The 25617-nt window shown below is 29.5% G+C and carries 23 protein-coding genes and 2 tRNA genes; all 25 read left to right on the top strand.

Features of this window, described 5'->3' with window-relative positions; all coding sequences use genetic code 11:
• Positions 1-88: 88 nt before the first annotated feature.
• The 25 genes from ACTTA8_RS03300 (at position 89) to dnaE (ending at position 25495) form a co-directional block, all read left to right on the top strand.
• On the top strand, positions 89-1078 hold the full coding sequence (locus ACTTA8_RS03300; RefSeq protein WP_440654298.1) for a hypothetical protein: 990 nt from the start codon (positions 89-91) through the stop codon (positions 1076-1078).
• Positions 1079-1553: 475 nt separating this feature from the next.
• Positions 1554-1628: transfer RNA gene (locus ACTTA8_RS03295), tRNA-Val, on the top strand.
• Between the two features lie 12 nt (positions 1629-1640).
• Positions 1641-1717, top strand: a tRNA-Asp gene (locus tag ACTTA8_RS03290).
• Between the two features lie 88 nt (positions 1718-1805).
• Positions 1806-2174 carry an NADH-quinone oxidoreductase subunit A gene (locus ACTTA8_RS03285; protein ID WP_075506634.1) on the top strand — a complete coding sequence of 123 codons (369 nt, stop codon included), beginning with the start codon at positions 1806-1808 and terminating at the stop codon, positions 2172-2174.
• A 10-nt stretch (positions 2175-2184) separates the two neighbouring features.
• Positions 2185-2700 (top strand): NuoB/complex I 20 kDa subunit family protein, encoded by a 516-nt coding sequence (locus tag ACTTA8_RS03280; protein ID WP_425321967.1) that lies wholly within the window; start codon positions 2185-2187, stop codon positions 2698-2700.
• Between the two features lie 2 nt (positions 2701-2702).
• The gene (locus tag ACTTA8_RS03275; RefSeq protein WP_440654296.1) at positions 2703-3308 is read left to right on the top strand and encodes an NADH-quinone oxidoreductase subunit C; all 606 of its coding nucleotides are present in this window, start codon (positions 2703-2705) and stop codon (positions 3306-3308) included.
• The gene (locus tag ACTTA8_RS03270; protein ID WP_218836792.1) at positions 3292-4467 is read left to right on the top strand and encodes an NADH-quinone oxidoreductase subunit D; all 1176 of its coding nucleotides are present in this window, start codon (positions 3292-3294) and stop codon (positions 4465-4467) included. The genes ACTTA8_RS03275 and ACTTA8_RS03270 overlap by 17 nt, the downstream gene beginning before the upstream one ends.
• A complete protein-coding gene (gene nuoE, locus ACTTA8_RS03265; RefSeq protein ID WP_440654294.1) occupies positions 4464-5072 on the top strand; it encodes an NADH-quinone oxidoreductase subunit NuoE in 609 nt (202 codons plus the stop codon). The genes ACTTA8_RS03270 and nuoE overlap by 4 nt, the downstream gene beginning before the upstream one ends.
• The gene (gene nuoF, locus ACTTA8_RS03260) at positions 5065-6396 is read left to right on the top strand and encodes an NADH-quinone oxidoreductase subunit NuoF (RefSeq protein ID WP_440654292.1); all 1332 of its coding nucleotides are present in this window, start codon (positions 5065-5067) and stop codon (positions 6394-6396) included. The genes nuoE and nuoF overlap by 8 nt, the downstream gene beginning before the upstream one ends.
• On the top strand, positions 6389-8419 hold the full coding sequence (gene nuoG, locus ACTTA8_RS03255) for an NADH-quinone oxidoreductase subunit NuoG (RefSeq protein WP_440654291.1): 2031 nt from the start codon (positions 6389-6391) through the stop codon (positions 8417-8419). Before nuoF ends, nuoG begins: the two co-directional genes overlap by 8 nt.
• Position 8420: 1 nt before the next feature.
• Positions 8421-9419 (top strand): NADH-quinone oxidoreductase subunit NuoH, encoded by a 999-nt coding sequence (gene nuoH / locus ACTTA8_RS03250; RefSeq protein WP_440654289.1) that lies wholly within the window; start codon positions 8421-8423, stop codon positions 9417-9419.
• A 2-nt stretch (positions 9420-9421) separates the two neighbouring features.
• Complete coding sequence (gene nuoI / locus ACTTA8_RS03245; protein ID WP_075506642.1) at positions 9422-9907, top strand: NADH-quinone oxidoreductase subunit NuoI; 486 nt, start codon at positions 9422-9424, stop codon at positions 9905-9907.
• The gene (locus ACTTA8_RS03240) at positions 9908-10540 is read left to right on the top strand and encodes an NADH-quinone oxidoreductase subunit J (protein WP_440654288.1); all 633 of its coding nucleotides are present in this window, start codon (positions 9908-9910) and stop codon (positions 10538-10540) included.
• Positions 10533-10844 (top strand): NADH-quinone oxidoreductase subunit NuoK, encoded by a 312-nt coding sequence (nuoK, locus tag ACTTA8_RS03235; protein ID WP_075506644.1) that lies wholly within the window; start codon positions 10533-10535, stop codon positions 10842-10844. Before ACTTA8_RS03240 ends, nuoK begins: the two co-directional genes overlap by 8 nt.
• 2 nt (positions 10845-10846) lie before the next feature.
• Positions 10847-12760, top strand: coding sequence for an NADH-quinone oxidoreductase subunit L (gene nuoL, locus ACTTA8_RS03230; RefSeq protein ID WP_440654287.1), 1914 nt, complete (start codon positions 10847-10849; stop codon positions 12758-12760).
• The gene (locus tag ACTTA8_RS03225) at positions 12760-14241 is read left to right on the top strand and encodes an NADH-quinone oxidoreductase subunit M (RefSeq protein WP_440654285.1); all 1482 of its coding nucleotides are present in this window, start codon (positions 12760-12762) and stop codon (positions 14239-14241) included. The genes nuoL and ACTTA8_RS03225 overlap by 1 nt, the downstream gene beginning before the upstream one ends.
• Before the next feature lies 1 nt (position 14242).
• Entirely contained in the window at positions 14243-15661 is a 1419-nt protein-coding gene (nuoN, locus tag ACTTA8_RS03220) for an NADH-quinone oxidoreductase subunit NuoN (protein ID WP_440654284.1), read from the top strand.
• On the top strand, positions 15661-16197 hold the full coding sequence (locus tag ACTTA8_RS03215; protein WP_440654283.1) for a biotin--[acetyl-CoA-carboxylase] ligase: 537 nt from the start codon (positions 15661-15663) through the stop codon (positions 16195-16197). Before nuoN ends, ACTTA8_RS03215 begins: the two co-directional genes overlap by 1 nt.
• 5 nt (positions 16198-16202) lie before the next feature.
• The gene (locus ACTTA8_RS03210) at positions 16203-16949 is read left to right on the top strand and encodes a type III pantothenate kinase (protein ID WP_440654282.1); all 747 of its coding nucleotides are present in this window, start codon (positions 16203-16205) and stop codon (positions 16947-16949) included.
• Between the two features lies 1 nt (position 16950).
• On the top strand, positions 16951-18609 hold the full coding sequence (locus ACTTA8_RS03205) for a ribonuclease J (RefSeq protein ID WP_440654281.1): 1659 nt from the start codon (positions 16951-16953) through the stop codon (positions 18607-18609).
• Positions 18609-18854 (top strand): DUF1467 family protein, encoded by a 246-nt coding sequence (locus tag ACTTA8_RS03200; protein ID WP_440654279.1) that lies wholly within the window; start codon positions 18609-18611, stop codon positions 18852-18854. Before ACTTA8_RS03205 ends, ACTTA8_RS03200 begins: the two co-directional genes overlap by 1 nt.
• Before the next feature lies 1 nt (position 18855).
• The gene (gene proS / locus ACTTA8_RS03195) at positions 18856-20190 is read left to right on the top strand and encodes a proline--tRNA ligase (RefSeq protein WP_440654278.1); all 1335 of its coding nucleotides are present in this window, start codon (positions 18856-18858) and stop codon (positions 20188-20190) included.
• Complete coding sequence (locus ACTTA8_RS03190) at positions 20187-21416, top strand: lipoprotein-releasing ABC transporter permease subunit (protein WP_440654276.1); 1230 nt, start codon at positions 20187-20189, stop codon at positions 21414-21416. The genes proS and ACTTA8_RS03190 overlap by 4 nt, the downstream gene beginning before the upstream one ends.
• Positions 21409-22086, top strand: a complete 678-nt coding sequence (locus tag ACTTA8_RS03185; RefSeq protein ID WP_440649009.1) for an ABC transporter ATP-binding protein — start codon at positions 21409-21411, stop codon at positions 22084-22086. Before ACTTA8_RS03190 ends, ACTTA8_RS03185 begins: the two co-directional genes overlap by 8 nt.
• Entirely contained in the window at positions 22079-25495 is a 3417-nt protein-coding gene (gene dnaE / locus ACTTA8_RS03180) for a DNA polymerase III subunit alpha (RefSeq protein WP_440654274.1), read from the top strand. Before ACTTA8_RS03185 ends, dnaE begins: the two co-directional genes overlap by 8 nt.
• The last annotated feature ends 122 nt before the right edge of the window (positions 25496-25617 follow it).

Here is a 25617-nt window from a genome sequence, read left to right as displayed (position 1 = left end):
GAGAGGGGAGTACGTTTATTATTCTAGAGATCACAATTTCTATAAGGCAATTTTAAGATATAACCCTCTAAGCATATCATATCGTAAAATGTTAAAAGTTATTGAGTTATTAACTAAAAATAATTTTATTAATCACAAAAAAAGTTCTCCAAGCAGAAATAAAAAAATATTCAGACTTAGATCTAGGATAAAACCTTCTATTAAGTTTTTAAACCTTATAAGAAAAAACCATATTAAAAGAGAATATTTATTTAAAATAGACCCTGAGGTAATACGTCTTAAAAACACAGAGAAAAGCCTTGAAGATTACATAGATAATAATTATACAGATGAAATCAGAAGAGACTGCCAAAGCTATAATTCTCATCTTTCTCGGACAAAGATATCTCTAGCTAAGAATAAAACTGTAGATGAGTATTTAAAAACCAACTCTATAAATTATAAAAACAAAAATTATTACAGAGTGTTTAATCAAAAGCTTAACCTTGGTGGTAGATTTTATGGCCCATGGTGGCTTAATGTACCTTCAAAGTTAAGAAAGTATATTAAGATTAATAATAATAAAACAGTAGAACGTGATTATTCATCACTTATTATCCATCAAATTTATAGCGAGTTAGGACTAAATTTTTTTGAAGAGAACACATATTCAAATGATCCATACTTACTTAAAGGAATTCCAGATACCGAAAGAAAGGTTAATAAAGCTATAATACAGATAGCTTTAAACTGTAAGAATTTTAATAACTTAAACGTGGAATTACTTTCACAGTATAAAGAAGGTAAGCTTGCAGGAAGAAAACCTAGTAAAAAAGAAGTTGAGAGAAGGTTGGATATATTTAGGAAAATGAACCCTAAGATATCAAGTTATATTTATTCTAAGTGTGCTTTAAAATTTCAGTTTCAGGACAGTGAGATAGCTAGAAATGTTATTAAAGAGTGTAATGGGGAATTAATACCTGTACTAAGTGTTCATGACTCATTTATTGTTGAGAGTAAGAATGATAAATTCATTATAGATACTATGCTTAATGCTGTTAAAGAAGCTAGGTTTACATCTATACCATTAATAAAGTGATATCTCTTGGCCATATCTTAGGGTGTATATAGTATCCCCCATCTACTCTCAGAACAAAACTGTTAACTAGATTATTGTGGTTAACACTCCTAAGTTATACCTAAGAATTTATTTGGAATATAATCTGGTTAACAGAGTGAATTACTAATTTAAAATATAAGCATCTATAGTATACCACCACCCACCCAGTGCACCCCGCATATACCCCTAGTCAAAACATAGTGTTTAAGAGTCCATTAGAGCCACGTAGAGAGTCATTTCAATGGAATATGATTCAAGGTACTACAGAATTAATTTTAGGAATCTCAATGCCTTTATTTAGAATTTTGTTCAACATAATTTCTCGACACTCTCACGACACACTTGATATTTAATAATCACTTTTTCTTAGCATATTATTTGATATACTTACTATTGATTAAAGTGTACGTTTATTGTAGTAGGACGGTACTTTTTGAAGTAATAATTTGGTTTAGGGTAGGGCCTCAGTTGGTAGAGCATCTCGTTTACACCGAGGGGGTCAAAGGTTCGAGTCCTTTACTGCCCACCAAACAAATTAAGTGGGGGTGTAGCTCAGTTGGTTAGAGCGATCGCCTGTCACGCGATAGGTCGAGGGTTCGAGTCCCTTCACTCCCGCCACTTTTTCCCAATAAACTGTCTGTTAATATTAATAAAATGTGACTTATCTTCACTTCAACATAAGATAAAAACTGATATATAGATTTCCATGTTATCTGAATTTTTAAAAGATTACCTGCCAATTATTCTATTTTTAGTTATCGCTCTTGGTTTAAGTGTTGCTTTTGTAGTATTAAATTTTTTACTTTCTCCAAAAAAACCTGATCCAGAAAAATTGTCTGCATATGAATGTGGTTTCGAACCATTTCAAGACTCTAGAATGGAGTTTGATGTAAGATTTTATTTAGTTGCAATTCTATTTATCATATTTGATCTTGAAATTGCTTTTCTATTTCCATGGGCAATATCATTAGGAAACATTGGTCTATTAGGTTTTTCATCAATGATGATTTTTCTATTCATACTAACAGTTGGTTTCATTTATGAATGGAAAAAAGGCGCTCTAGATTGGGAATAAAATTAATTTAATGAACGATAAAATAGAACAAGTTCCTGAAGAGTTTAAACAACTTGCTAAAGACTTTAGTAAAAATGGTTTTATAACGACATCGTTGGATAATTTAATTAATTGGTCCAGATCTGGTTCTTTGCATTGGATGACTTTTGGTCTTGCATGCTGTGCAGTCGAAATGATGCAAACAGCAATGCCCAGATATGACCTAGAAAGGTTTGGAGCTGCTCCACGTGGATCACCAAGACAATCAGATGTAATGATTGTTGCTGGAACATTGACAAATAAAATGGCACCAGCTTTAAGAAAAGTTTATGATCAAATGCCAGAACCTAGATATGTAATTTCTATGGGTAGCTGTGCTAATGGTGGAGGTTATTATCATTATTCTTATTCAGTTGTTAGAGGGTGTGATCGTATAGTTCCGGTTGATGTATATGTTCCAGGATGCCCTCCTTCAGCAGAGGCATTATTATATGGAATTTTGCAATTACAAAAAAAAATTAGAAAAAAAGGATCTTTTATAAGATAGCCATGAATAGTTTACAGGATCTAGAAAAAAAAATTAATTCTGAGTTAACAACGAAAATTAACAATTCAGAAATAAAACATAATCAAATTTATCTAGAAACAGATAAAGATGATTTTTTAGATGTAATTTTATTCTTAAAAACTAATTTAGATACAAAATTTCGACAGTTAATAGATATTACAGTTGTAGATTATCCTGAAAATAATCAAAGATTTCAAGTAGTTTACTTATTTTTAAGTCATGAATTTAATCAAAGACTAGTTCTAAAATATTCTATTTCTGAAAATGAAGTTATACCTTCTTTGACGAGTGTTTTTCCCGCTGCAAATTGGATGGAAAGAGAAGTTTTTGATATGTATGGTGTAAATTTCAAAGATCATCCTGACTTAAGAAGAATACTTACAGATTATGGTTTTGAAGGACATCCTTTAAGAAAAGATTTTCCTTTAACTGGTCACTCTGAAGTTAGATACAGCGAAGATCAAAAAAAAGTAATCAGCGAACCAGTTAAACTAGAACAAAATTATCGAAATTTTGATTACGAGAGTCCTTGGGAAGGAACACAATATATTAAAGAAGAAATAGAAAATAATGACAAAAAAAATTAAAAATTTAAATCTAAACTTTGGTCCTCAACATCCAGCAGCTCACGGTGTATTAAGATTAATATTAGAATTAGACGGCGAGGTTGTTGAAAAAGCAGACCCACATATAGGTTTACTACATAGAGGTACAGAAAAATTAATTGAAAACAAGACATACATGCAAGCTGTTCCTTATTTTGATCGTTTGGATTATGTAGCTCCAATGAATCAAGAACATGCCTTTGCTCTTGCTGTAGAAAAAATTCTTAAAATAGATGTGCCGATTAGAGCTCAGTATATAAGAGTTATTTTTTGTGAAATAGGAAGGATATTAAGTCATATTCTTAACGTAACAACCCAAGCACTTGATGTTGGCGCTTTAACCCCATCACTTTGGGGTTTTGAAGAAAGAGAAACTTTAATGACTTTTTACGAAAGAGCTTCTGGATCAAGATTACACGCCAACTACTTTAGAGCCGGTGGTGTTCATCAAGACTTACCAAAAGGTTTAGAGGAAGATATCTCAAACTTTTGCGATACGTTTCCAAAAGTGATTAATGATTTAGAAAGTCTCTTAACAGACAATAGAATTTTTAAACAAAGAAACGTCGATATTGGAATTGTAAGTAAAGAGGATGCTTTAGATTATTCGTTTTCAGGAGTTATGATTAGAGGATCAGGTGTGCCTTGGGATTTAAGAAAATCTCAACCTTATGATTGTTATGAGGATTTAGATTTTAAAATACCAGTTGGAAAAAATGGTGATTGCTACGATAGATATTTATGCAGAATTGAAGAAATGAAAGAAAGTGTTTCTATTATTAAACAATGTTTATCTAAAATGGAAAAAGGTCCAATTAAATCATTAGATGGTAAAATTAGTCCACCATCAAAAAAAGATATTAAACAATCAATGGAAGCGTTAATTCATCATTTTAAATTATTTACAGAGGGTTATAGAGTACCTAAGGACGAAATTTATACAGCTGTTGAGGCACCAAAGGGAGAATTTGGAGTTTATTTAATTTCTGATGGTTCGAGCAAACCCTACAAATGCAAGATTAGAGCACCAGGATTTTCACATTTGCAATCAATGGATTATTTAATTAAAGGACACATGTTAGCAGATGTACCAGCTGTTCTAGGTTCATTAGATATTGTTTTTGGTGAGGTGGATAGATGAGTTTAAGAAAACCAGCAAAAGATCAACCAGAAAGTTTTGAATTTAATGCTTCCTCTTTAGAGGCAGCAAATAATATTGTTGCAAAATATCCAAAAGGAAAACAACAAAGTGCTGTGATGGCCTTACTTTATATTGCTCAAAGACAAAATAATAATTGGATACCATTAGCTGCAATGAAGTATATCGCTAAGTTTTTAGACATGTCTTATATAAAAGTTTATGAGGTGGCTACTTTCTACACAATGTACAATCTATCACCTGTTGGAAAATATTTTGTTCAAGTATGTACCACAACACCATGTATGATTAGAGGTGCAAATAAATTGGTTGAAGCTTGTAAGGAAAAAATTTCTGAAAATGAATGTGAATTATCAAGCGATAAGAGTTGTTCATGGATGGAAGTAGAGTGTCTTGGTGCATGCGTGACCGCTCCTATGATGCAAATAAATGATGATTATTACGAAGATCTTGATAAAGAAAAAACATCTGAGATTTTAGATAAAATTTTAAATGGAGAAACTCCAAAACCAGGTTCATACAGAGGAAGAATTAATAATGAGCCAGAGAACAATAGAAAAACACTAACAGATTTAAAAAATGCTTAAAGATCAAGATAGAATTTTTCAAAATTTATACAACGATAAAGGCTCTGATGTTGCAGCGTCACAATCAAGAGGTGATTGGGTAAACACTAAAGAAATTACTGAAAAAGGAAGAGATTGGATTATTAATGAAATTAAAGAGTCTCAGCTTAGAGGTCGAGGTGGCGCAGGATTTCCTACAGGTTTAAAGTGGTCATTTGCACCAAAAGAAGTTGGATCAAGACCACATTATTTGGTTATTAATGGTGATGAGTCTGAACCAGGCACTTGTAAAGATAGAGATATTTTAAGATTTGAACCTCATAAATTAATAGAGGGTTGTCTAATAGCATCATACGCAGTTCAAGCAAACGTCTGCTACATATATATTAGAGGAGAATATTTCGTTGATGGTCAAAAACTCCAAGCTGCAATTGATGAGGCTTATGAGAAAAAACTATTAGGAAAAAATGCAGCTGGAACTGGGTGGGATTTAGATATTTATATCCACTATGGTGCAGGAGCATATATTTGCGGTGAAGAAACGGCATTACTTGAAAGTTTAGAGGGTAAAAAAGGTCAACCAAGATTAAAACCACCTTTCCCAGCTTTGATTGGTTTATATGGATGCCCAACTATAATTAATAATGTTGAAACGATTGCTGTGGTACCAACTATTCTAAGAAGAGGAGCAAAATGGTTTGCTTCTTTAGGAAGAGAAAAAAATACAGGTACTAAAATATTCTGTATTTCTGGAAATGTTAATAATCCGTGTAATGTAGAAGAGGAAATGAGTATTCCTCTAAAAGAATTAATAGAAGTTCACGCTGGTGGAGTGATTGGTGGATGGGATAATTTACAAGCTGTAATACCTGGTGGATCTTCTATGCCTCTAATTCCAAAAGATAGATGCGAAACATTAAAGATGGATTTTGATGCGTGTGTCGAAGAAAAAAGTGGATTAGGAACAGCAGGAATAGTGGTTATCAATAAAGATCAAGACATTATTAAATGTATGGCGAGAATTGCTAGATTTTACAAACATGAAAGTTGTGGACAATGTACACCTTGCAGAGAAGGTTCTGGATGGATGTGGCGAATGCTTGAGCGTATGGCAAAAGGCGATGCAACTAAAGATGAAGTTGACATGTTAGGAGATGTAACAACCCAAATCGCTGGTCATACAATTTGTGCATTTGGAGAAGGTTCTTCATGGCCAGTTCAAGGTTTATTAAGACATTTTAAAAAAGAAATTCAAGAAAGAAACAATTTGGACCCAATTGTTCAGAAAAAAAATAATATACCTTATTTGGTTGATCAACATTTATTAGATAAAAAAAATGCTTAAATTAAAAGTAAATGACATTGATGTAGAAGTTGAAGAAGGACTAACAGTTCTTCAAGCCTGTGAAAAAGCAGGAGTTGAGATACCTAGATTTTGTTATCATGAAAAATTATCTATAGCTGGAAATTGTAGAATGTGTTTGGTGGAAATGGAGAAATCACTGAAACCTATTGCATCATGCGCAATGCCTGCTGCCGAAGGAATGAATATTAAAACAAACACAAGTTTAGTTGAAAAGGCTAGAAAAGGTGTAATGGAATTTTTGCTAGCAAATCATCCTCTAGATTGTCCTGTATGTGACCAAGGTGGTGAGTGTGATCTTCAAGATCAATCAATGTTTTATGGGGTAGATAAATCAAGATTTAAAGAAAACAAAAGAGCAGTTCCTGAAAAAAATATGGGACCATTAATCAAAACTCAAATGACAAGATGCATACATTGTACTAGATGTGTGCGATTTGCCACTGAAGTTGCAGGAGTCCCAGAGCTTGGTGCTATAGGTAGAGGTGAGGATATGCAAATTACAACATATCTTGAGCAATCAATGCAATCAGAATTATCTGCCAATGTAGTTGATTTATGTCCTGTTGGAGCTTTGACATCAAAACCTTATGTTTTTGAAGCGAGACCATGGGAATTAAAAAAGACTGAAACTATTGATGTTATGGATGCAATAGGTTCAAATATTAGAGTTGATACATACGATTGGGAAGTAAAAAGAGTTCTTCCAATAATAAATGAAGATATTAACGAAGAATGGATTTCAGATAAAACTAGATATGCGTGTGATGGTTTGCTTCATCAAAGATTAGATACTCCATATATTAAATACAACGGTAAATTTGAGAAAGCTTCTTGGCAAGAAGTTTATAAAATAATAAAATCTAAATTAGAAAATACATCTAAAGAAAAAGTATGTGGTTTTGTTGGAGATTTAACAAACATGGAAACTGCTTACATTTTTAAAGAATTTTTTGACCGAACAGTTGAAACTGATAATTATGAATCAAGATCAGATAATAGATATATTAATATTTCAAAAAGAGAAAATTATTTGTTTAATTCCTCAATTAATGGAATTGAAGATGCTGATTTAATTTTATTATTGGGCGCCAATCCTAGATACGAAGCAACAATTTTAAATGCAAGAATTAGAAAATCATATCTAAATAATAGTACAAGAATTGTATCATTAAATGATTGTGGAGATCTAACTTATCCTTACGAAAGTTTAGATGGGCAAACTAAAACAATTAAAGAAATTCTAGATGACACACATAAACTTTCAAAAGAAATAGAAAGTGCAAAAAAACCAATGATAATCATTGGTGAGTCTTTATTAAGATTAGAAAATGCACAATATTTGTTTAATAATTTAAAAGACTTTTTAAATAAAAAAAACAAATTCTCAGAAGAATGGAATCCTTTAAATATTTTATCTTGCGATGCAGCGACTGTAGGAAATTTTGATTTAGGAGTTTTAAATAATAAAACAAATTTAATAGAAGATTTAAAATCAAATATATTTGAAATAGTGTTTTTAATAGGTCAGGATAATTTAAATTTTGTTAAAAAAAATGAATTTGTTATTTATCAAGGAAGCCATGGTGACAAAGGGGCAGAGTGCGCAGATATAATTTTACCTGGCTCAGCTTACACAGAACAAGACGGTTATTATACAAATTTAGAGGGAAAAATTCAAAAAGCATTTAAGGCCTCATATCCCCCTGGAGACGCAAAAGAAGATTGGCAGATAATAAATGAACTAGCTGAATTCATGAATAATAGAAAATTATTTAATGATAAAGAAGAACTAGATAGCAGCATGTTAAATTATTTAAAATTGCAAAGTGAAAAACAAACTGAACAAAATAATAACAATTCTCATTTTGATTTTAATAATGAAAATTTAAAAATTGAAATTAAAGATTATTATTTTTCCAATGTTGTCGCTAAATCATCAAAAACAATGATTGAGTGCAATAATGCAAAAATGAATTTAAAATCAACAGGTACAGAAGGTTAAAATGGAATATTTGAATATAGTCTTTCAAGAGGTATACAAAATTCTATTTTTGTTAGTTCCTGTTTTAGTTTCTGTAGCTATGATTGTTTGGCTAGATAGAAGAGTTTGGGCTTTTGTCCAGAAAAGACAAGGACCAAATGTAGTGGGACCGTTTGGATTACTTCAATCATTAGCTGATGCGTTAAAATATATTTTTAAAGAAATAATCATCCCATCAAGCTCAAACAAAGTAATCTTTATATTAGCACCTATCGTTACTATGACATTAGCTTTGATTGCGTGGGCTGTTATACCTTTTAGTGCAACCCAGGTTTTAGCAGATATTAATGTCGGTATACTTTATTTATTTGCTGTTTCATCTCTAGGTGTTTATGGAATAATTATGGGAGGATGGGCTTCAAACTCTAAATATCCTTTCTTAGGTGCAATTAGATCTGCAGCTCAAATGGTATCATATGAAGTTTCTATTGGGGTTATTATAATAAATGTATTGTTGTGCGTAGGCTCATTGAATTTGAATGACATCGTAATTGCTCAACAAAATCTATGGTTTGTAATTCCGTTATTTCCAATGTTTGTAATATTTTTTATCTCTGCTTTAGCTGAAACCAATAGACCACCTTTTGATTTACCTGAAGCTGAAGCAGAATTAGTTGCTGGATACCAGACAGAATATTCAGGAATGATGTATGCTATGTTTTGGTTAGGTGAGTATGCAAACATCTTATTGATGTGTGCTATGGGAGCTATATTATTTTTAGGTGGCTGGCTATCTCCAATAGATATTTATCCATTTACTTTAGTTCCAGGTGCAATTTGGTTAATTTTAAAAATTTTATTTTTATTTTTCTTATTTGCTTTAGTAAAAGCAATTGTACCAAGATATAGGTATGACCAATTAATGAGATTAGGTTGGAAAGTGTTTCTTCCTTTGTCCTTAACTTGGGTTGTTTTAACTGCAAGTTATTTATTTTATTTTAACCTTTTACCAACAAACTAATTATGAATTTATCTAGATTTTTTAAAACTATTTTCATGGTAGATTTTGTAGGAGGATTATTCATTGCAATAAAAGAATTATTTAAACCAAAAAAAACAATCAATTATCCTTTTGAAAAAGGAAAAATTAGCCCAAGATTTAGAGGTGAGCACGCTTTAAGAAGATATCCAAATGGAGAAGAAAGATGTATTGCATGCAAACTTTGTGAAGCTGTATGTCCAGCCCAAGCAATTACAATTGAATCTGCTCAAAGAGAAGATGGCAGTAGAAAAACTACTCGTTATGACATTGATATGATGAAATGCATTTATTGTGGTCTATGTGAAGAAGCTTGTCCTGTTGATGCTATAGTCCAAGGTCCAAATTTTGAATTTTCGACTGAGACAAGAGAAGAATTATATTACACAAAAGAGAAATTATTAGATAACGGTGACAGATGGGAGAATATTCTAGACGCTAATATTAAAGCGGATAGTTCACATAGATAAATGATTGCTCACGCTATTTTCTTCTACACTTTTTCTATAATTGCAGTTGTGTCTGCAATAATGGTTACAGTATCTAAAAATACCGTCCACTCAGTTTTCTTTTTAATATTAGATTTTATAAGTATTTCTTGTCTATTTATTATGATTGGTGCAGAGTTTTTGGGTATGATAATGTTAATTGTTTACGTTGGAGCCGTAGCAGTTTTATTTCTTTTTGTTGTAATGATGCTAAATGTTGCTCAACAAAAAAATCAATGGTTTGCCTCTGCTGCTAGCTCAAAACATATTCCTGTTGGATTAATTATTAGTACAATCATTTTCTTTGAACTAATTATTGTAATTGGCGGATGGAAATACAAACCAGAGATTTTTGATATTAACAATTCATCAAAAGTTTCAGACTTAAGTAACACACACGCATTAGGTCAAATATTATACACTGATTACATACATGTATTTCAAATTAGCGGTATGATTTTGTTAGTTGCGATGGTCGGAGCAATCGTTCTGACTTTTAGACAAAGATCAAACGTCAAAAGACAAAGTTATATAAAACAAATTTCTCGTGAAAGAGCTGAAGGAGTAAGTGTTGTAGAAGTTGCTTCTAACAGAGGAGTTAAAATAGATGACTGAGATAGGTTTAGGACACTATTTAACTTTAGGCGCTGTTATATTTTCAATTGGAGTTATTGGAATTTTTCTTAATAGAAAAAATATTATTGTTATATTGATGAGTATTGAGTTGATTTTATTAGCTGTAAATATAAATTTAGTTGCTTTTTCAATTTTTCTTGGAGATTTAGCTGGTCAAGTATTTACCTTATTTATTTTAACTGTAGCAGCTGCAGAAGCTGCGATTGGTTTAGCTATAATCGTTGTTTACTATAGAAACTCTGGAACTATCAGAGTTGAAGAAATTGATGAGTTGAAAGGATAATAATGGAACTTTCAATTCTATTTCTTCCACTAATAGCATCAATTATTTCAGGTTTTTTTGGGCGTTACATTGGTGATAGAAATTCTGAAATAGTAACTAGTGCATTAGTCTCTATATCTGCGATTTTATCAATAATTGTTTTATATCAGGTAATCATTAATCAATATGAAGAAAATATTGTTATAGCAACTTGGATTAATTCAGGTTCACTTGATGTTAATTGGTCAATGTTAATTGACCCTCTATCAGCTGTAATGTTGGTTGTAGTTACTTCTGTATCAGCATTAGTTCATATTTATTCCATTGGTTACATGTCTCACGATCCACATAAACCAAGATTTATGGCTTACCTATCATTATTTACATTTGCAATGTTAATGCTTGTAACATCAGATAATTTTATTCAACTATTTTTTGGTTGGGAGGGTGTTGGACTTTGCTCATATTTTTTAATTGGTTTTTGGTTTAAAAAAGAGAGTGCTAATGCAGCTGCAATCAAAGCTTTTATTGTTAATAGAGTAGGTGATTTTGGTTTTGCATTAGGTATTTTTTTAGTCTTTTATTTGTTTGGGACTGTCAATTATGATGAAGTTTTCCAGCAAATTCCAACTGTGGTAGATAAAAATTTATCCTTCTTAGGTTTTGAAGTTAAAGCGATAGATTTGGTTTGTTTATTGTTATTTATCGGAGCTATGGGTAAATCAGCTCAAATTTTACTTCATACTTGGTTGCCAGATGCAATGGAAGGACCAACACCAGTTTCAGCTCTAATTCATGCTGCAACAATGGTTACAGCAGGCGTATTTTTAGTTGTTAGATGCTCACCTATTTATGAATTTTCTCCAGTAATTTTAAATTTGATTACTGTAGTTGGAATGACAACAGCTTTTTTTGCTGCAACGGTAGCTTTAGTTCAAACAGATATTAAAAAAATAATTGCTTACTCAACATGTAGCCAACTTGGTTATATGTTTTTTGCAGCTGGTGTAGGCGCTTACAATGTAGCTATGTTTCATTTATTTACACATGCCTTTTTTAAAGCTTTATTATTTTTAGGATCAGGATCAGTAATCCATGCTTTTAAAGATGAGCAAAACATTAATAACATGGGAGGTGTATGGAGAAAATTACCTTACACTTATGCTCTAATGATTATCGGAACTCTTGCTTTAACAGGTTTTCCTTTCTTATCAGGCTTTTACTCAAAAGATGCAATTATTGAATTTGCATATTTAAAAGGAAATACAACAGGTTACTATGCAGCTGGCATTGGAATAGTTACTGCATTTTTAACGTCAGTTTATTCTTGGAGACTAATATTCAAAACATTTCATGGCGAATATAATAATAAAGAGATTAAAATTGAGGAGACGCATGAGTCACCTTTGGTAATGCTTGTTCCGTTATTTGTGCTTTCTATTGGTGCAATTTTTGCAGGTGTTTTATTTAAAGATTTGTTTATTGGAAATAGTGGTGACAATTACTTTTGGTTAGAATCAATCAAATTTTTAGAACCTCTAAGCACAGATCATCCCCCGACATGGTTTTTACTTTTAACACCTAGTTTAGTTATCCTATCAATACCTATCGCTTATTATTTATTTGTTAAGAACAAAGAATTGCCAAATGAAATAGCGTCAATGAATAAACCTTTATACAACTTCCTTGTTAATAAATGGTACTTCGATGAGTTGTATGAGGTTATCTTTATTAAATCATCGAAAAAATTTGGGAAATTTTTATGGAAAGTTTGTGATGGAACTATAATAGATGGATTTGGTCCTGATGGAATTTCTTCTTTTATAAAAAAATGTTCAATTAAAGCAAATAAATTTCAAAGTGGTTTTATCTATCAATATGCTTTTGTAATGTTGTTAGGTTTTTCTGCTTTATTAACCTTCTTGATAGTTAAATAATGAGCTTTCCAATTTTATCATCTTTAATCTTGTTACCTACTGTAGGAGCTCTTTTTCTATTTTTTACAAAAGATAAAGATGGAAATAATTCAACAGCTAAATATGTAGCTTTATTTACAAGTATAGTTAATTTTTTAATTTCTATTTATTTATGGTTATCTTTTGACCAAAGTGTATCTGATTTTCAATTTGTTGAAGATAGAACATGGATCGAAGGATTTATTAATTATAAAGTAGGTGTCGATGGAATTTCGATATTATTTATAATCTTAACAACTTTTATAACTCCACTTTGTATCATTTCAGTTAACAATTCAGTAAAAAATAGATTACGAGATTTTTTAATTGCAATTTTAATCATGGAAAGTTTCATGATTGGTGTGTTTTGTGCACTTGATTTAGTTGTTTTTTATTTATTTTTTGAGGCTGGATTAATTCCAATGTTTTTAATTATTGGTATTTGGGGTGGTCCAAAACGTGTTTATTCAGCATTTAAATTTTTTCTATATACTTTGCTTGGATCAGTCTTGATGCTGGTTGCGATCATTTCAATATACTGGATATCAGGCACAACTGATGTAGTTAAACTTTATGAAATTGGAATTGATGCTAAATATCAAAATTTATTATGGTTAGCTTTCTTTAGTTCTTTTGCAGTAAAAACACCTATGTGGCCTGTTCACACTTGGTTGCCAGATGCCCATGTTGAAGCTCCTACAGCCGGTTCAGTTTTATTAGCTGCAATCTTATTAAAAATGGCAGGATATGGTTTTATTAGGTTCTCACTAGGGTTATTTCCTGTAGCTTCTGAAGTATTCACACCTCTTATTTATACTTTAAGTGTTATAGCAATAATTTTTACTTCCTTTATTGCCTTGATGCAGGAAGATATGAAAAAGTTAATTGCATATTCATCTGTTGCACATATGGGTTTTGTTACATTAGGTATTTTTACTCTTCAACAGCAGGGTATAGAGGGAAGTATAATTCAGATGATCAGTCATGGATTAGTGTCTGCAGCTCTATTTTTATGTGTTGGTGTTGTTTATGACCGTATGCATTCAAGGATGATAAATTCTTATGGTGGAATAGTTGCCATAATACCAAAGTATTCGATTTTATTTATGTTATTTACATTAGCTGCCTTAGGTTTACCTGGAACAAGTGGTTTTATTGGTGAATTTTTAATTTTAATGGGTGCTTTTAAGGATAATTTTTTAGTAGCCGTGTTAGCAAGCCTAGGGGTTATTTTAGGGGCTGCTTATATGCTTTGGTTGTATAAAAGAGTTGTTTTTGGAAAATTAGTCAATGAAGACTTAAAGCAAATGTTAGATTTAAATAAATCAGAGTATTTAATCTTAACATGTTTAGCTATTCCAACTTTATTTTTTGGTTTTTATCCAGATCCTTTGATTAATACAATTGAGGTTTCAGTTTCAGATTTAATAAATATGCATAATATTAATTTAGCGAGCAAATAATATGGAAAATTTAAATTTAATTTTACCTGAGATTTTTATCTCATTATCAATAATGTTTTTACTTGTATTGGGAGTGTTTAAAAAAAATAGTTCAGGCATTACTTTTAACTTGTCTTTGTTTGTATTTTTGATTGCTGCTATTATTGCTATTAACGAAACTTTCTCTGTGAATAGAGAAACTTTGTTTAATGGAAGTGTTGTAATAGATAAGATGTCTTCATTTATGAAGGTAATAACATTGTTGGGTGGTTTTCTAGTATTAGTTATTTCTTCTAGTTATTTAAAAATTTTTAAAATTTTTAATATTGAATATCCAGTTTTAATTTTGAGTTCTGTACTGGGAATGATGGTCATGATTAGTTCTAATGATTTAATTGTATTTTATATGGGTCTAGAGTTACAATCATTAGCCTTATATGTTTTAGCAACTTATAACAGAGATCAACTAAAATCATCTGAAGCAGGTTTAAAATATTTTGTATTAAGTGCATTATCATCAGGATTATTACTTTATGGATGTTCACTAATTTATGGTTTTTCAGGATCTACAAACTTTGATGTGATTTCTACACAACTTAATTCAAATGAGTATGTACTGACTTTTGGGATAGTTTTTATTTTAGTAGGTTTAGCATTCAAAATTTCAGCAGTACCATTCCATATGTGGGCACCAGACGTATATGAAGGATCTCCAACTACAGTAACTTTATTTTTCACAATGGTACCAAAAATTGCTGCGTTAACTGTATTTATTAGATTTTTATATGTTCCATTTATAAATCTAATCGATCAATGGCAAATGATAATTGTATTTTTATCTATTGCCTCAATGCTATTTGGTGCAATAGCAGCTATTGGACAAACAAATATTAAAAGACTAGTTGCTTATAGCTCTATTGGACACATAGGCTATACATTGGCTGGTCTTGCTACTGCTTCTAATGAAGGAATTCAAAGTTCAATAATTTATATTTCAATTTATGTTGTAATGAATTTGGCCCTTTTTTCTTGTTTGTTAATGCTTAGAAGAAATAATCAATATTACGAAGATATTGATGACTTATCTGGTTTATCGAAAAATCATCCATTATTATCTCTATCTTTACTTGTAATATTGTTTTCATTGGCAGGGATACCACCATTAGCAGGATTTTTTGCTAAGTTTTATGTTTTCAAAGCAGTTTTAGAACAATCAATGTATTTTTTAGCTATTGTTGGATTGTTATCTACTGTTGTTGCAGCTTTTTATTACCTAAGAATAATCAAGATTATGTACTTTGATAAAGAAAAAGATAAATATGATACAGATCATAGTTTATGGTTAAAATTTTCATTAACTTTTTCTACAATATTAATTCTTTTATACTTCATATTTCCAAGCCAATTAATTGAGGTAGTATCAAGAATTAATATTATTTAATGAAATTTAAGAAATTTAATTTTAAAATAATAAAAAGTACCAACGATACAGCTGCAAGAATAATAAATAAAACTAACTTTAAATTTGGTATGGTTGTTGCTGAAAAACAATTTAGTGGTCGAGGTCAGTATGGAAGAAAATGGATTTCATATAAAGGTAATCTATTTGTCTCTTTTTTTCATCCATTTGATGAAAATAAATTCTCAATAGAAAGAGTTACAAAGTTAAATTGTAAATTAGTTAAACAAACACTCTCTAAATATATAAAAAATAAAATTAACTTTAAAAAACCAAACGATTTATTAATTAATAAAAAAAAGATTAGTGGGATTTTACAAGAAATTATAACGAAATCAGATAAAAAATTTTTAATTACAGGAATAGGGATTAATGTAATAAAAAATCCAAATATTAAAAATTATCCAGCAACAAATTTATATAGAATAACAAGAAAAAAAATTAATAAATCTGAATTAGAAAAAAATTTGAAACTAGTTTTTGAAAATAGAATATCAAAAATGTATAAAATGAATTAATTAATATGTATATTTTAGGTGACATAGGAAATACTGACACTAAAATTTTTTTAGTTTCCAAAAGAAATAAAATTTTAAAAAGAATTACTTTTATTTCAAAAAAAATAAGCAATAAGCAATTAAAAATTTTATTTAAAAAAAATAAAATTCAAATAAATAAAATTGAAAAAATATTGTTTTGTAGTGTTGTCCCAAACACTTTTAAAATTATAAAAAACTACTTTTCTAAAATCACTAAAGTTAAATGCAATGAAGTAAAAAATTTGAATTTAAAATCAATGATTAAAATTAAAGTTGATTACAAGCAGGTAGGTTCTGATAGAATTACGAATGCCATAAGCTTATTGGATAATAAAAATAATTATATAATTTTAGATTTTGGTACTGCTACAACATTTGATGTTTTAATAAAAAATACGTATATGGGAGGCATAATAGCTCCTGGTATTAAGTTGTCTCTTAATACTTTGTCAGACAGAGCTACTTTAATCCCAAAAATTGAGCTTAAACGTATGAAAAAAGTAATAGGCAGCAACACACTTTCTGCTGTTAGATCAGGTTTTTTTTGGGGTTATGCTGGTTTAATTGACAATATGATTAATTTAATTAAGAAAGAGACAAGAAAATCCTTTAAAGTTGTATTGACAGGTGGATTTTCTGATTTATTTACAAGTTCAATAAAATCGAAAGTTAAACATAACCAAGATATTACAATTAAAGGTCTAATAAAGATTTCTGAGCAAATAAAATAATATGAAAGATGAATTGTTATTTTGTCCACTAGGTGGATCTGGTGAGATTGGTATGAACATGAATTTGTTTGGTTACGGTCAACCAAGCGATCATAAATGGATAATGGTAGACATTGGTGTAACTTTTGCTGATGACACTATACCAGGTGTTGATTTAATTTATCCTGATCCTGGATTCATTGTTGAGAGAAAAGATAACTTGTTGGGTATAGTTTTAACTCATGCACATGAGGATCACATTGGAGCAATCGCACATTTATGGCCAAAATTAAGATGTAAAATATTTGCTACTCCATTTACAGCAGTCTTGATTAGAGAAAAGTTTAGAGAAAAACAAATAGATATTACTAGTGATTTACAAATTGTTGAATTGAATGGAACTGTTTCATTAGATCCATTTGAAATTGAATATATAACTTTAACTCATTCAATTTTAGAACCTAATGGCTTAAGAATAAAAACTCCAGCTGGTGTAATTTTACATACAGGAGATTGGAAAGTAGATCCCAATCCACTTATTGGTGACAATATAAATGAGAAGAGATTAAAAGAAATTGGTGATGAAGGAGTATTAGCAATGATCTGTGACTCGACTAATGTTTTTAGTGCCGGCAAGTCTGGATCTGAACTTGATGTCAGAAAAAATATGTTAAATGTGATGTCGAGATTGAAGAAGAGAATTATAATTACTTCATTTGCATCTAATGTAGCAAGAATGGAGACAGTATTTTATTGTGCTGAGCAAACAGGAAGACAAATTTCACTAGTTGGAAGATCGATGCATCGTATTTACAAAGCTGCACGTCAATGTGGATATTTAAAAAATACAATTGAACCAATTGACCCTCGTGAAGCTAAAAATTTCTCAAGAGAAAAAATAGTTTATCTTTGTACAGGTAGCCAAGGAGAACCAATGGGAGCGATGATGAGAATTTCTAGTTATGTACACCCTGATGTTTTTATTGAAAAAGGTGATGCAGTAATATTTTCATCAAAAATTATACCTGGAAATGAAAAAAAACTTTATAAATTGCACAATCAACTTGTTAAAGATGGTATAGAAGTGATATCTGAAGAAACTGAATTTGTTCATGTTTCTGGTCATCCAAATAGAGAAGATTTAAAAGAAATGTATCAATGGGTAAAACCTAAATGCGTAATACCTGTACATGGTGAACATAGGCACATGATAGAACACATAAATTTTGCAAAAGAAATGCAAGTTCCATATCCTGTACAAGTAGAAAACGGTGATATAGTTAAGTTATATCCTGGTAATCAGCCTGAAGTTTACGACAAAGCTCCAAGTGGTCGATTATATTTAGATGGTAATGTAAGTGTTGATCCAGATTCACAGTCAATAAAAGATAGAAAAAATTTGAGTGTTAATGGATATCTTGAAGTAACTTTAATGATAACCCCTAAGGGAAATATTCATAACAATCCTGTGCTTTCTTTTCGTGGTTTGCCAGTTGATGATAGAGAAGAATTTGTTTATGGGTTAGAAGAAGAAATAGAAAAAACTTCTAGAACTTTTAAAATTGGAAGCAAGCAACAAGAGCATAATTTAATTGATGCATTGAAAATTGCCTGCAGAAAATTTTCTAAAGAAAGAACGGGAAAAAAACCTTTCACCAATATTAACTTAGTTAGAATTTAATGAGTGTAACTGGTTTAGCAATTATCTATATAATTATATGGTGGATAGTTTTCTTTGCTATACTTCCTATTGATGTAAACAGAGCAAAAACAGTAAAAATTGATGGTGAAGATCCAGGATCACCCGAAAACCCAAAAATGTTAAAAAAATTCTTGTATTGTACTGGTATAACAACTGTAATTTTTATCATTATTTATTTATTAATAAAATTTGAATATTTAAATTTAAGAAATATGATTAGTTAATATGCTTTTATCAAATTCATTTATTCCAATATTAAAAAATAATCCTTCTGAAGCAAAAATTAAATCTCATCAATTAATGTTGAGAGTTGGTATGATAAAGCAAGCTTCTGCAGGAATATACTCATGGTTACCTTTAGGGTTTAAGGTAATGAAAAAAATAGAACAAATTGTTAGAGAAGAGCAAAATAAGATTGGAGCTCAAGAAATATTAATGCCAACAATACAATCTAGTGAGATATGGAAAGAAAGTGGTCGATATGATGATTACGGTGAGGAGATGCTTAGAATAACTGATCGTCAAAATAGAGAAATGCTTTATGGACCTACCAATGAAGAGCAAGTTACAGAAATTTTTAGATCTTCAATTAAATCTTATAAATCATTACCCCAACTTATGTATCACATACAATGGAAATTTAGAGACGAAATAAGACCTAGATTTGGAATAATGAGGGGAAGAGAGTTTTATATGAAAGATGCTTATTCATTTGATGTATCAGATGAGGAAGCATTTTTTTCTTATAATAAATTTTTTCTTTCATATTTAAAAACTTTTAAAAGATTAGATCTAACCGCAATACCTATGGCTGCTGATACAGGCCCAATTGGAGGAAATTTATCTCATGAATTTATTATCCTAGCAGACACGGGAGAAAGTAAAATTTTTACTGATAAAAGAATTTTTGACTTAAATAGTGATGATACTCAATTAGAAAAATCTTCGTTACAAGAAATGAGGAAAAAATATGAGCAATTTTATGCTGTGACAGATGAAAAGTTTAACAAAGATGAATTTGAAAATATAGTTTCAAAGGAAAATCAATTAATCACAAAAGGTATTGAGGTAGGCCATATATTTTATTTTGGGGACAAATATTCAAAACCTATGAATGCATCAGTAGATTTGCCAGGTGGAAAAAAAGATTTTGTTAAAATGGGTTCCTATGGAATTGGTGTATCAAGGTTAGTAGGGGCCATAATAGAGGCAAAATATGATGAAAAAAATGAAATCATGAAATGGCCATTGTCTGTTGCTCCATATGATATTTCTTTGATACCGATGATAAATAAAAACGATAATTCAGCACTAGTTAGGGCCAATAAAATTAATAGTGAGTTATTAAAAAATAATATTGAAGCTATTATTGATGATACAGATGAAAATTTTTCATCCAAAATTAAAAAAATGAATTTAATTGGGGCTCCGTATCAAATTATCATTGGAAAGAAGAGTGAAGGTGATTTATTAGAGTTCAAAGAAACAGGTGGTGAAACTCAAAACTTACCTTTAAGCAAAATTATAGAAATTATAAATAAACAAAAAAATTCAATTTGATTTCTACTTTAGAAAAAGAAATTACTTTAAGATTTTTAAAAGCTAGAAAAAAAGATGGCTTTTTAAATGTTATTTCAATATTTTCCTTTATTGGAACAAGTCTTGGTGTTGCTGTTCTAATTATTGTTATGTCAGTAATGAATGGTTTTAGAACTGAATTAATCAATAAAATTGTAGGATTTAATTCACACGTAACTGTTAAACCTTATTCAAATTCAATAGATGAAACTAAAATAAATAATAAGCTAAAGTCAATCTCTAAGAATATTATTTTTAGTAATTCAGGAGAGGCAATTATCCTTAAAAACAATAATACTAAAGGAATAGTGTTACGAGGCTATAAACAAAATGATCTTTTAAATTTAGAGGTATTAACAAATGAAAAATTTAAAGGTGAATTAAATAAATTTGATAAAAATTTTATATCAATAGGAAGTGAGCTAAGTTTTTCTCTAAATCTTGAAATAGGAGATGAATTGACTTTAATGTCACCATCCGGTGTTCAAACAATAATTGGCAGTATGCCAAAACAAAAAACTTTTATTGTTAATTCAATTTTTAATAGTGGTTTAGCAGAATTTGATAACAATATTGCATTTATAGAACTTAATGTTTTAGAAGAATTCTTTGGATACGATCCCAACGACAGAAATTTAGAAATTTATCTGAAAAATCCAAATAATATCGAATCTCAAAAATTAATAGTGAAACAAGTTTTTGATGATGATTTTGTTTTTAGTTGGGCAGATATGAATAGTTCATTATTTTCAGCTCTAAAAGTTGAACGGAATGTTATGTTTATTATTTTGTCACTAATAATAATTGTTGCTGCATTTAATATTATTTCAGGATTAACTATTTTAGTAAAAAACAAAACGAGGGATATTGCTATCTTAAAATCAATTGGAGTATTAAATAAATCAATAATTAAAATATTTTTTTTAGTTGGAGTAATAATAGGTACTTCTGCAACAATTTTTGGTATTTTTTTAGGTATAACTTTTTCTATTTATATTGAAAATTTTAGACAATTTTTAAGCTCAGTTTTCAATATAAGTTTATTTCCTGAAGAAATATATTTTTTAAGCAAGATGCCTTCTGAGATCAATCCGACATCAATTATTCTAATTTCAGTTTGCTCAATAATTATAACTATTTTAGTATCAATTTTTCCAGCTTTTAAAGCGGCTAGATTGGATCCAATTAAATCTTTAAAATATGAGTAAGTATTTAGAATTAAAAAGTATATCTAAAAGCTTTGAGACTGAAAAAAAGATTAAAGTCTTAAAAGGTTTGTCACAAAATTTTGAAAAAGGTAAAATTTATTCAATCATGGGCCCTTCAGGTTCAGGTAAATCAACTTTGTTAAATTTAATTTCTTTAATAGACAGACCTTCATCAGGTCAAATTATGTTTAATCAAAATCAAATTAATTTTAATGACACAGAAGAAAATGATATTTTTAGATCAAAAAAAATTGGTATTGTTTATCAACAAAACAATCTTCTTTCTGATTTTACTGCCATCGAAAATATTTATTTAGCATCACTTGCTAACAATAATGACAAAGAATTAGCAATTACAAAGGCTAAAAAATTATTAAAAAAAATTGGTCTTTCAAATAGATCAAATCACTTTCCTTCACAACTTTCGGGTGGTGAGGCTCAAAGAGTAGCTATAGCAAGAGCTATCGTAAATGATCCCGAAATAATCTTGGCAGATGAGCCAACAGGCAGTTTGGATATGAACACAGCAAAAGAAGTTTTTAAACTTTTATATAATCAAAAAAAATCAGATAGATTAATAATATTTGCAACTCACAATAGATTTTTTGCTAATAAGGCAGATTGCCTATTGGAGATGAGAGATGGTATTATAAAATCATCTAATGTCTGAGTCATTAAATCAAAATTTTAATCATCTAAAAGTACATACACAATATTCTATATGTGAAGGTGCGGCTAAGATTGATGATTTACAAGAATATTGCAAATCAAACAAAATTAAATCTTTAGGAATAAGTGACACTTCTAATTTATGTGGAGCTTTAGAATTTGCAGAAAAAATTTCTAAATCAGGAACACAGCCAATTATTGGTACTCAAATTAATTTTAAACTAAATGATACAACTGGATTGTTACCTTTGTTTGCCTTAAATGAAACAGGTTATAAAAACATTATTGAATTGTCCTCGAATTCATATTTAGAAAATGATGAATTAAGTGACCCTTATGTAAATTTTGATGAATTATTAAAAAGTTCTGATGGTGTTTCAGTTTTTTCAGGTACAGTTTTAGGTCTTTTTGGAAAACTATTTGATAAAGGAAAATTTACAAAAATAAAAGAAATTTATTCAAAAATTAAAGAGGTTTTTGGAGATAGGTTTTATTTAGAAATTCAACGACACAACGACACTAATGAAAATGGGTTTGAAAAATTTAATCTAAAAAAATCTGTAGAACTAGAAATACCAATAATTGCTACTAATGAAGTTTTTTATTTATCAAAAGATATGCATGAAGCACATGATGCTTTGATTTGTATTGGTAACAAAACCTATATTAATGAAAAAAATAGATTAAAATTAAGTGATCAACATTATTTAAAAACTAACTCTGAAATGACAGAGTTATTTGCTGATATTCCTGAGGCATTAGAAAACAATTACAACTTTCCTTTAAGATGTAATTTTAGACCATTATTCTCTAATCCTATATTGCCTAACATTAGTACTGACAAAGATGGTAATGCAGATGATCTTTTAACTAAATATTCTTTAGAAGGACTGCGAGATAAATTTTTAAAAGTTTTTAATGTTAAATATAGCGAACTTAAAAATGATAAAAATTTTCTTCTTTATAAAGAAAGACTAGATCATGAACTTTCAATAATTGTTAAAATGAAATATTCGAGTTATTTTTTAATTGTATCTGATTATATAAAATGGGCTAAAGAAAATGATATACCAGTTGGTCCTGGTAGAGGCTCAGGTGCTGGGTCATTGGTTGCTTGGTGTTTATCAATTACTGATGTTGACCCAATTAAGTTTAATTTAATTTTTGAGAGATTTTTAAATCCAGACCGAATTTCTATGCCTGATTTTGATATAGATTTTTGTGAGGATAAAAGAGATCTTGTTTTTGAATACTTAACAAAAAAATACAAAGATAGTGTAGCTCACATAATTACTTTTGGTAAACTTAAAGCAAGGATGGTGATCAGAGACGTTGGTAGAGTTATGGGATTACCTTATGGGTTTATTGACAGCATATCAAAAATGATACCTTTTGATCCTTCCAGACCTCAAAATCTAACCCAATGTATAGCTGGAGAGCCAAGATTACAAAAGCTTATTAATGAGGATACCAGAGTTAAAAAATTAATAGAATTATCATTGAAATTAGAAGGTCTAAACAGAAATGTTGCTACTCATGCCGCAGGAGTAGTAATTGCAGATAAAAAATTAACAGAAGTAGTTCCTCTATATAAAGATACTTCTGCAGATTTACTTTTACCTTCAACACAATTTGATATGTATTCAGCTGAAAATGCTGGTTTAATTAAATTTGATTTTTTAGGGTTAAAGACATTAACAGTAATAAATAACACTCAAAAATTGGTTAGAAAAAAAGATAAAAAATTTAACATTGAACAAATAGATTTTGATGATCAAAAAGTTTTTGATCTATTATCATCTGGTAAAACAGTAGGCTTGTTTCAAATTGAAAGTGCTGGAATGAGAGAAGCTTTGCTTCACATGAAGCCAAATCATATTGAAGATATTATTGCACTGGTAGCATTATATAGGCCAGGCCCAATGAGCAATATACCAACTTATAATGATTGTAAGCATGGTAAACAAAAACCAGATTATTTACATCCATTATTAGAAGATATTTTAAAACCCACATATGGGGTAATTATTTATCAAGAGCAAGTAATGCAGATTGCTCAAAAACTCTCAGGATTTACTGCTGGTCAAGCTGATCTTTTAAGAAGAGCAATGGGTAAAAAGAAGAGAGCAGAGTTAGAGAAACAAAAACAAGGTTTTATCGTTGGAGCAGTTAAAAATGGAATTGCTAAAGATGTTGCAGCTGGAATATTTTTAAAAATCGAACCTTTTGCAGAATATGGTTTTAACAAAAGTCATGCTGCAGCTTATGCAATAATTTCTTATCAAACTGCATATTTAAAAACTTATTATCCTAAAGAATTTATTGCTGCATCAATGACTATGGATATTTCTAATCAAAATAAATTAAGTGAGTTTTATGAAGAATTAAAAAGACTTAATATTGAAACAATTAGACCTGATATTAATGAATGTTTTGCTGATTTTAAAACTATTGATGGAAGATTTTATTATGCCTTAGGTGGGATTAAAGCTGTAGGTTATGAAGCAATTTCAAATATTGTTAAAGAGAGAGAGTTAAATGGAAAATTTGAATCTATAAATGACTTCATAAATAGAGTTAATCCAAAAGATATAAATAAATTACAATTAGAAGGATTAGCTAAAGCTGGAGCATTTGATAATTTAAACTCAAATAGACAAGCAATATTTAACTCTATACCTAATTTAATTTTAAAAAATAAAAATATTGCCGAAAATAAATTAGCAAATCAAATTGATTTATTCTCTGACAATAATGAAGTAGAGGAAGATATTTTAACCAAAATAGATGATTGGAAATTTGAAGAGAGATTATCTAAAGAATTTGAGTCAGTTGGATTTTTTATATCTGATCACCCGTTAAATCAATTTACCGAAATTTTTGAAGACTATAAAATCAATGATTATACAAAATTTATATCAGATGATAATTCTGAAAATGTTAATGTAGCTGCAACATTACTTAAAGTTCAAGAGAGAAAAACTGCAAAAGGAAATGCATATGCTGTTTTAAAGTTGACAGATTTAAATAGTGTATTTGAAATATTTATTTTTTCAGATTTATTGGAGTTAAATAGAGAAATTTTAAAAGAAGGTAACTCATTGATTTTAACTTTGGTTAAGAATGTTTCTAACGATGAAAACCGTTTTAAAAGAATTAATGTTCAAAAAATAGCTTCTTTAAAAGACTTATTTAATAGTCCAATTAATGAAATATCATTTAGTGTTAAATCTATTGAACAAATTCAAGAGATATCAAAATTTTTAAATGAAGATGGCAAAACCCAAGTAAAATTCTATCTTTCAACAGAAGATCAAATTTTAAATTTTCAATTAAAAAAATTAATGAATCTTGATAGAAAATCTTTGAATCTTTTAAGAAAACAGCAAATTCAAGCAGAAATTAGTTAAATAAAACTTGTCAATTTTAACAAATATTTGTAAATAACCATTAAATTAAATTAACACGCACACAGTTGTTGGTTTTATACCTCCGGTCCTTAATTGGAAATTACTGTGGTGGCTTAACCGGG

The organism is Candidatus Pelagibacter sp. HIMB1506 (assembly GCF_052047935.1).
In the GTDB taxonomy this organism is placed as follows: Bacteria; Pseudomonadota; Alphaproteobacteria; order Pelagibacterales; family Pelagibacteraceae; genus Pelagibacter.
The sequence above is the reverse complement of the archived record's forward strand: the minus strand, read 5'-3'. Positions and strand labels throughout refer to the sequence as shown.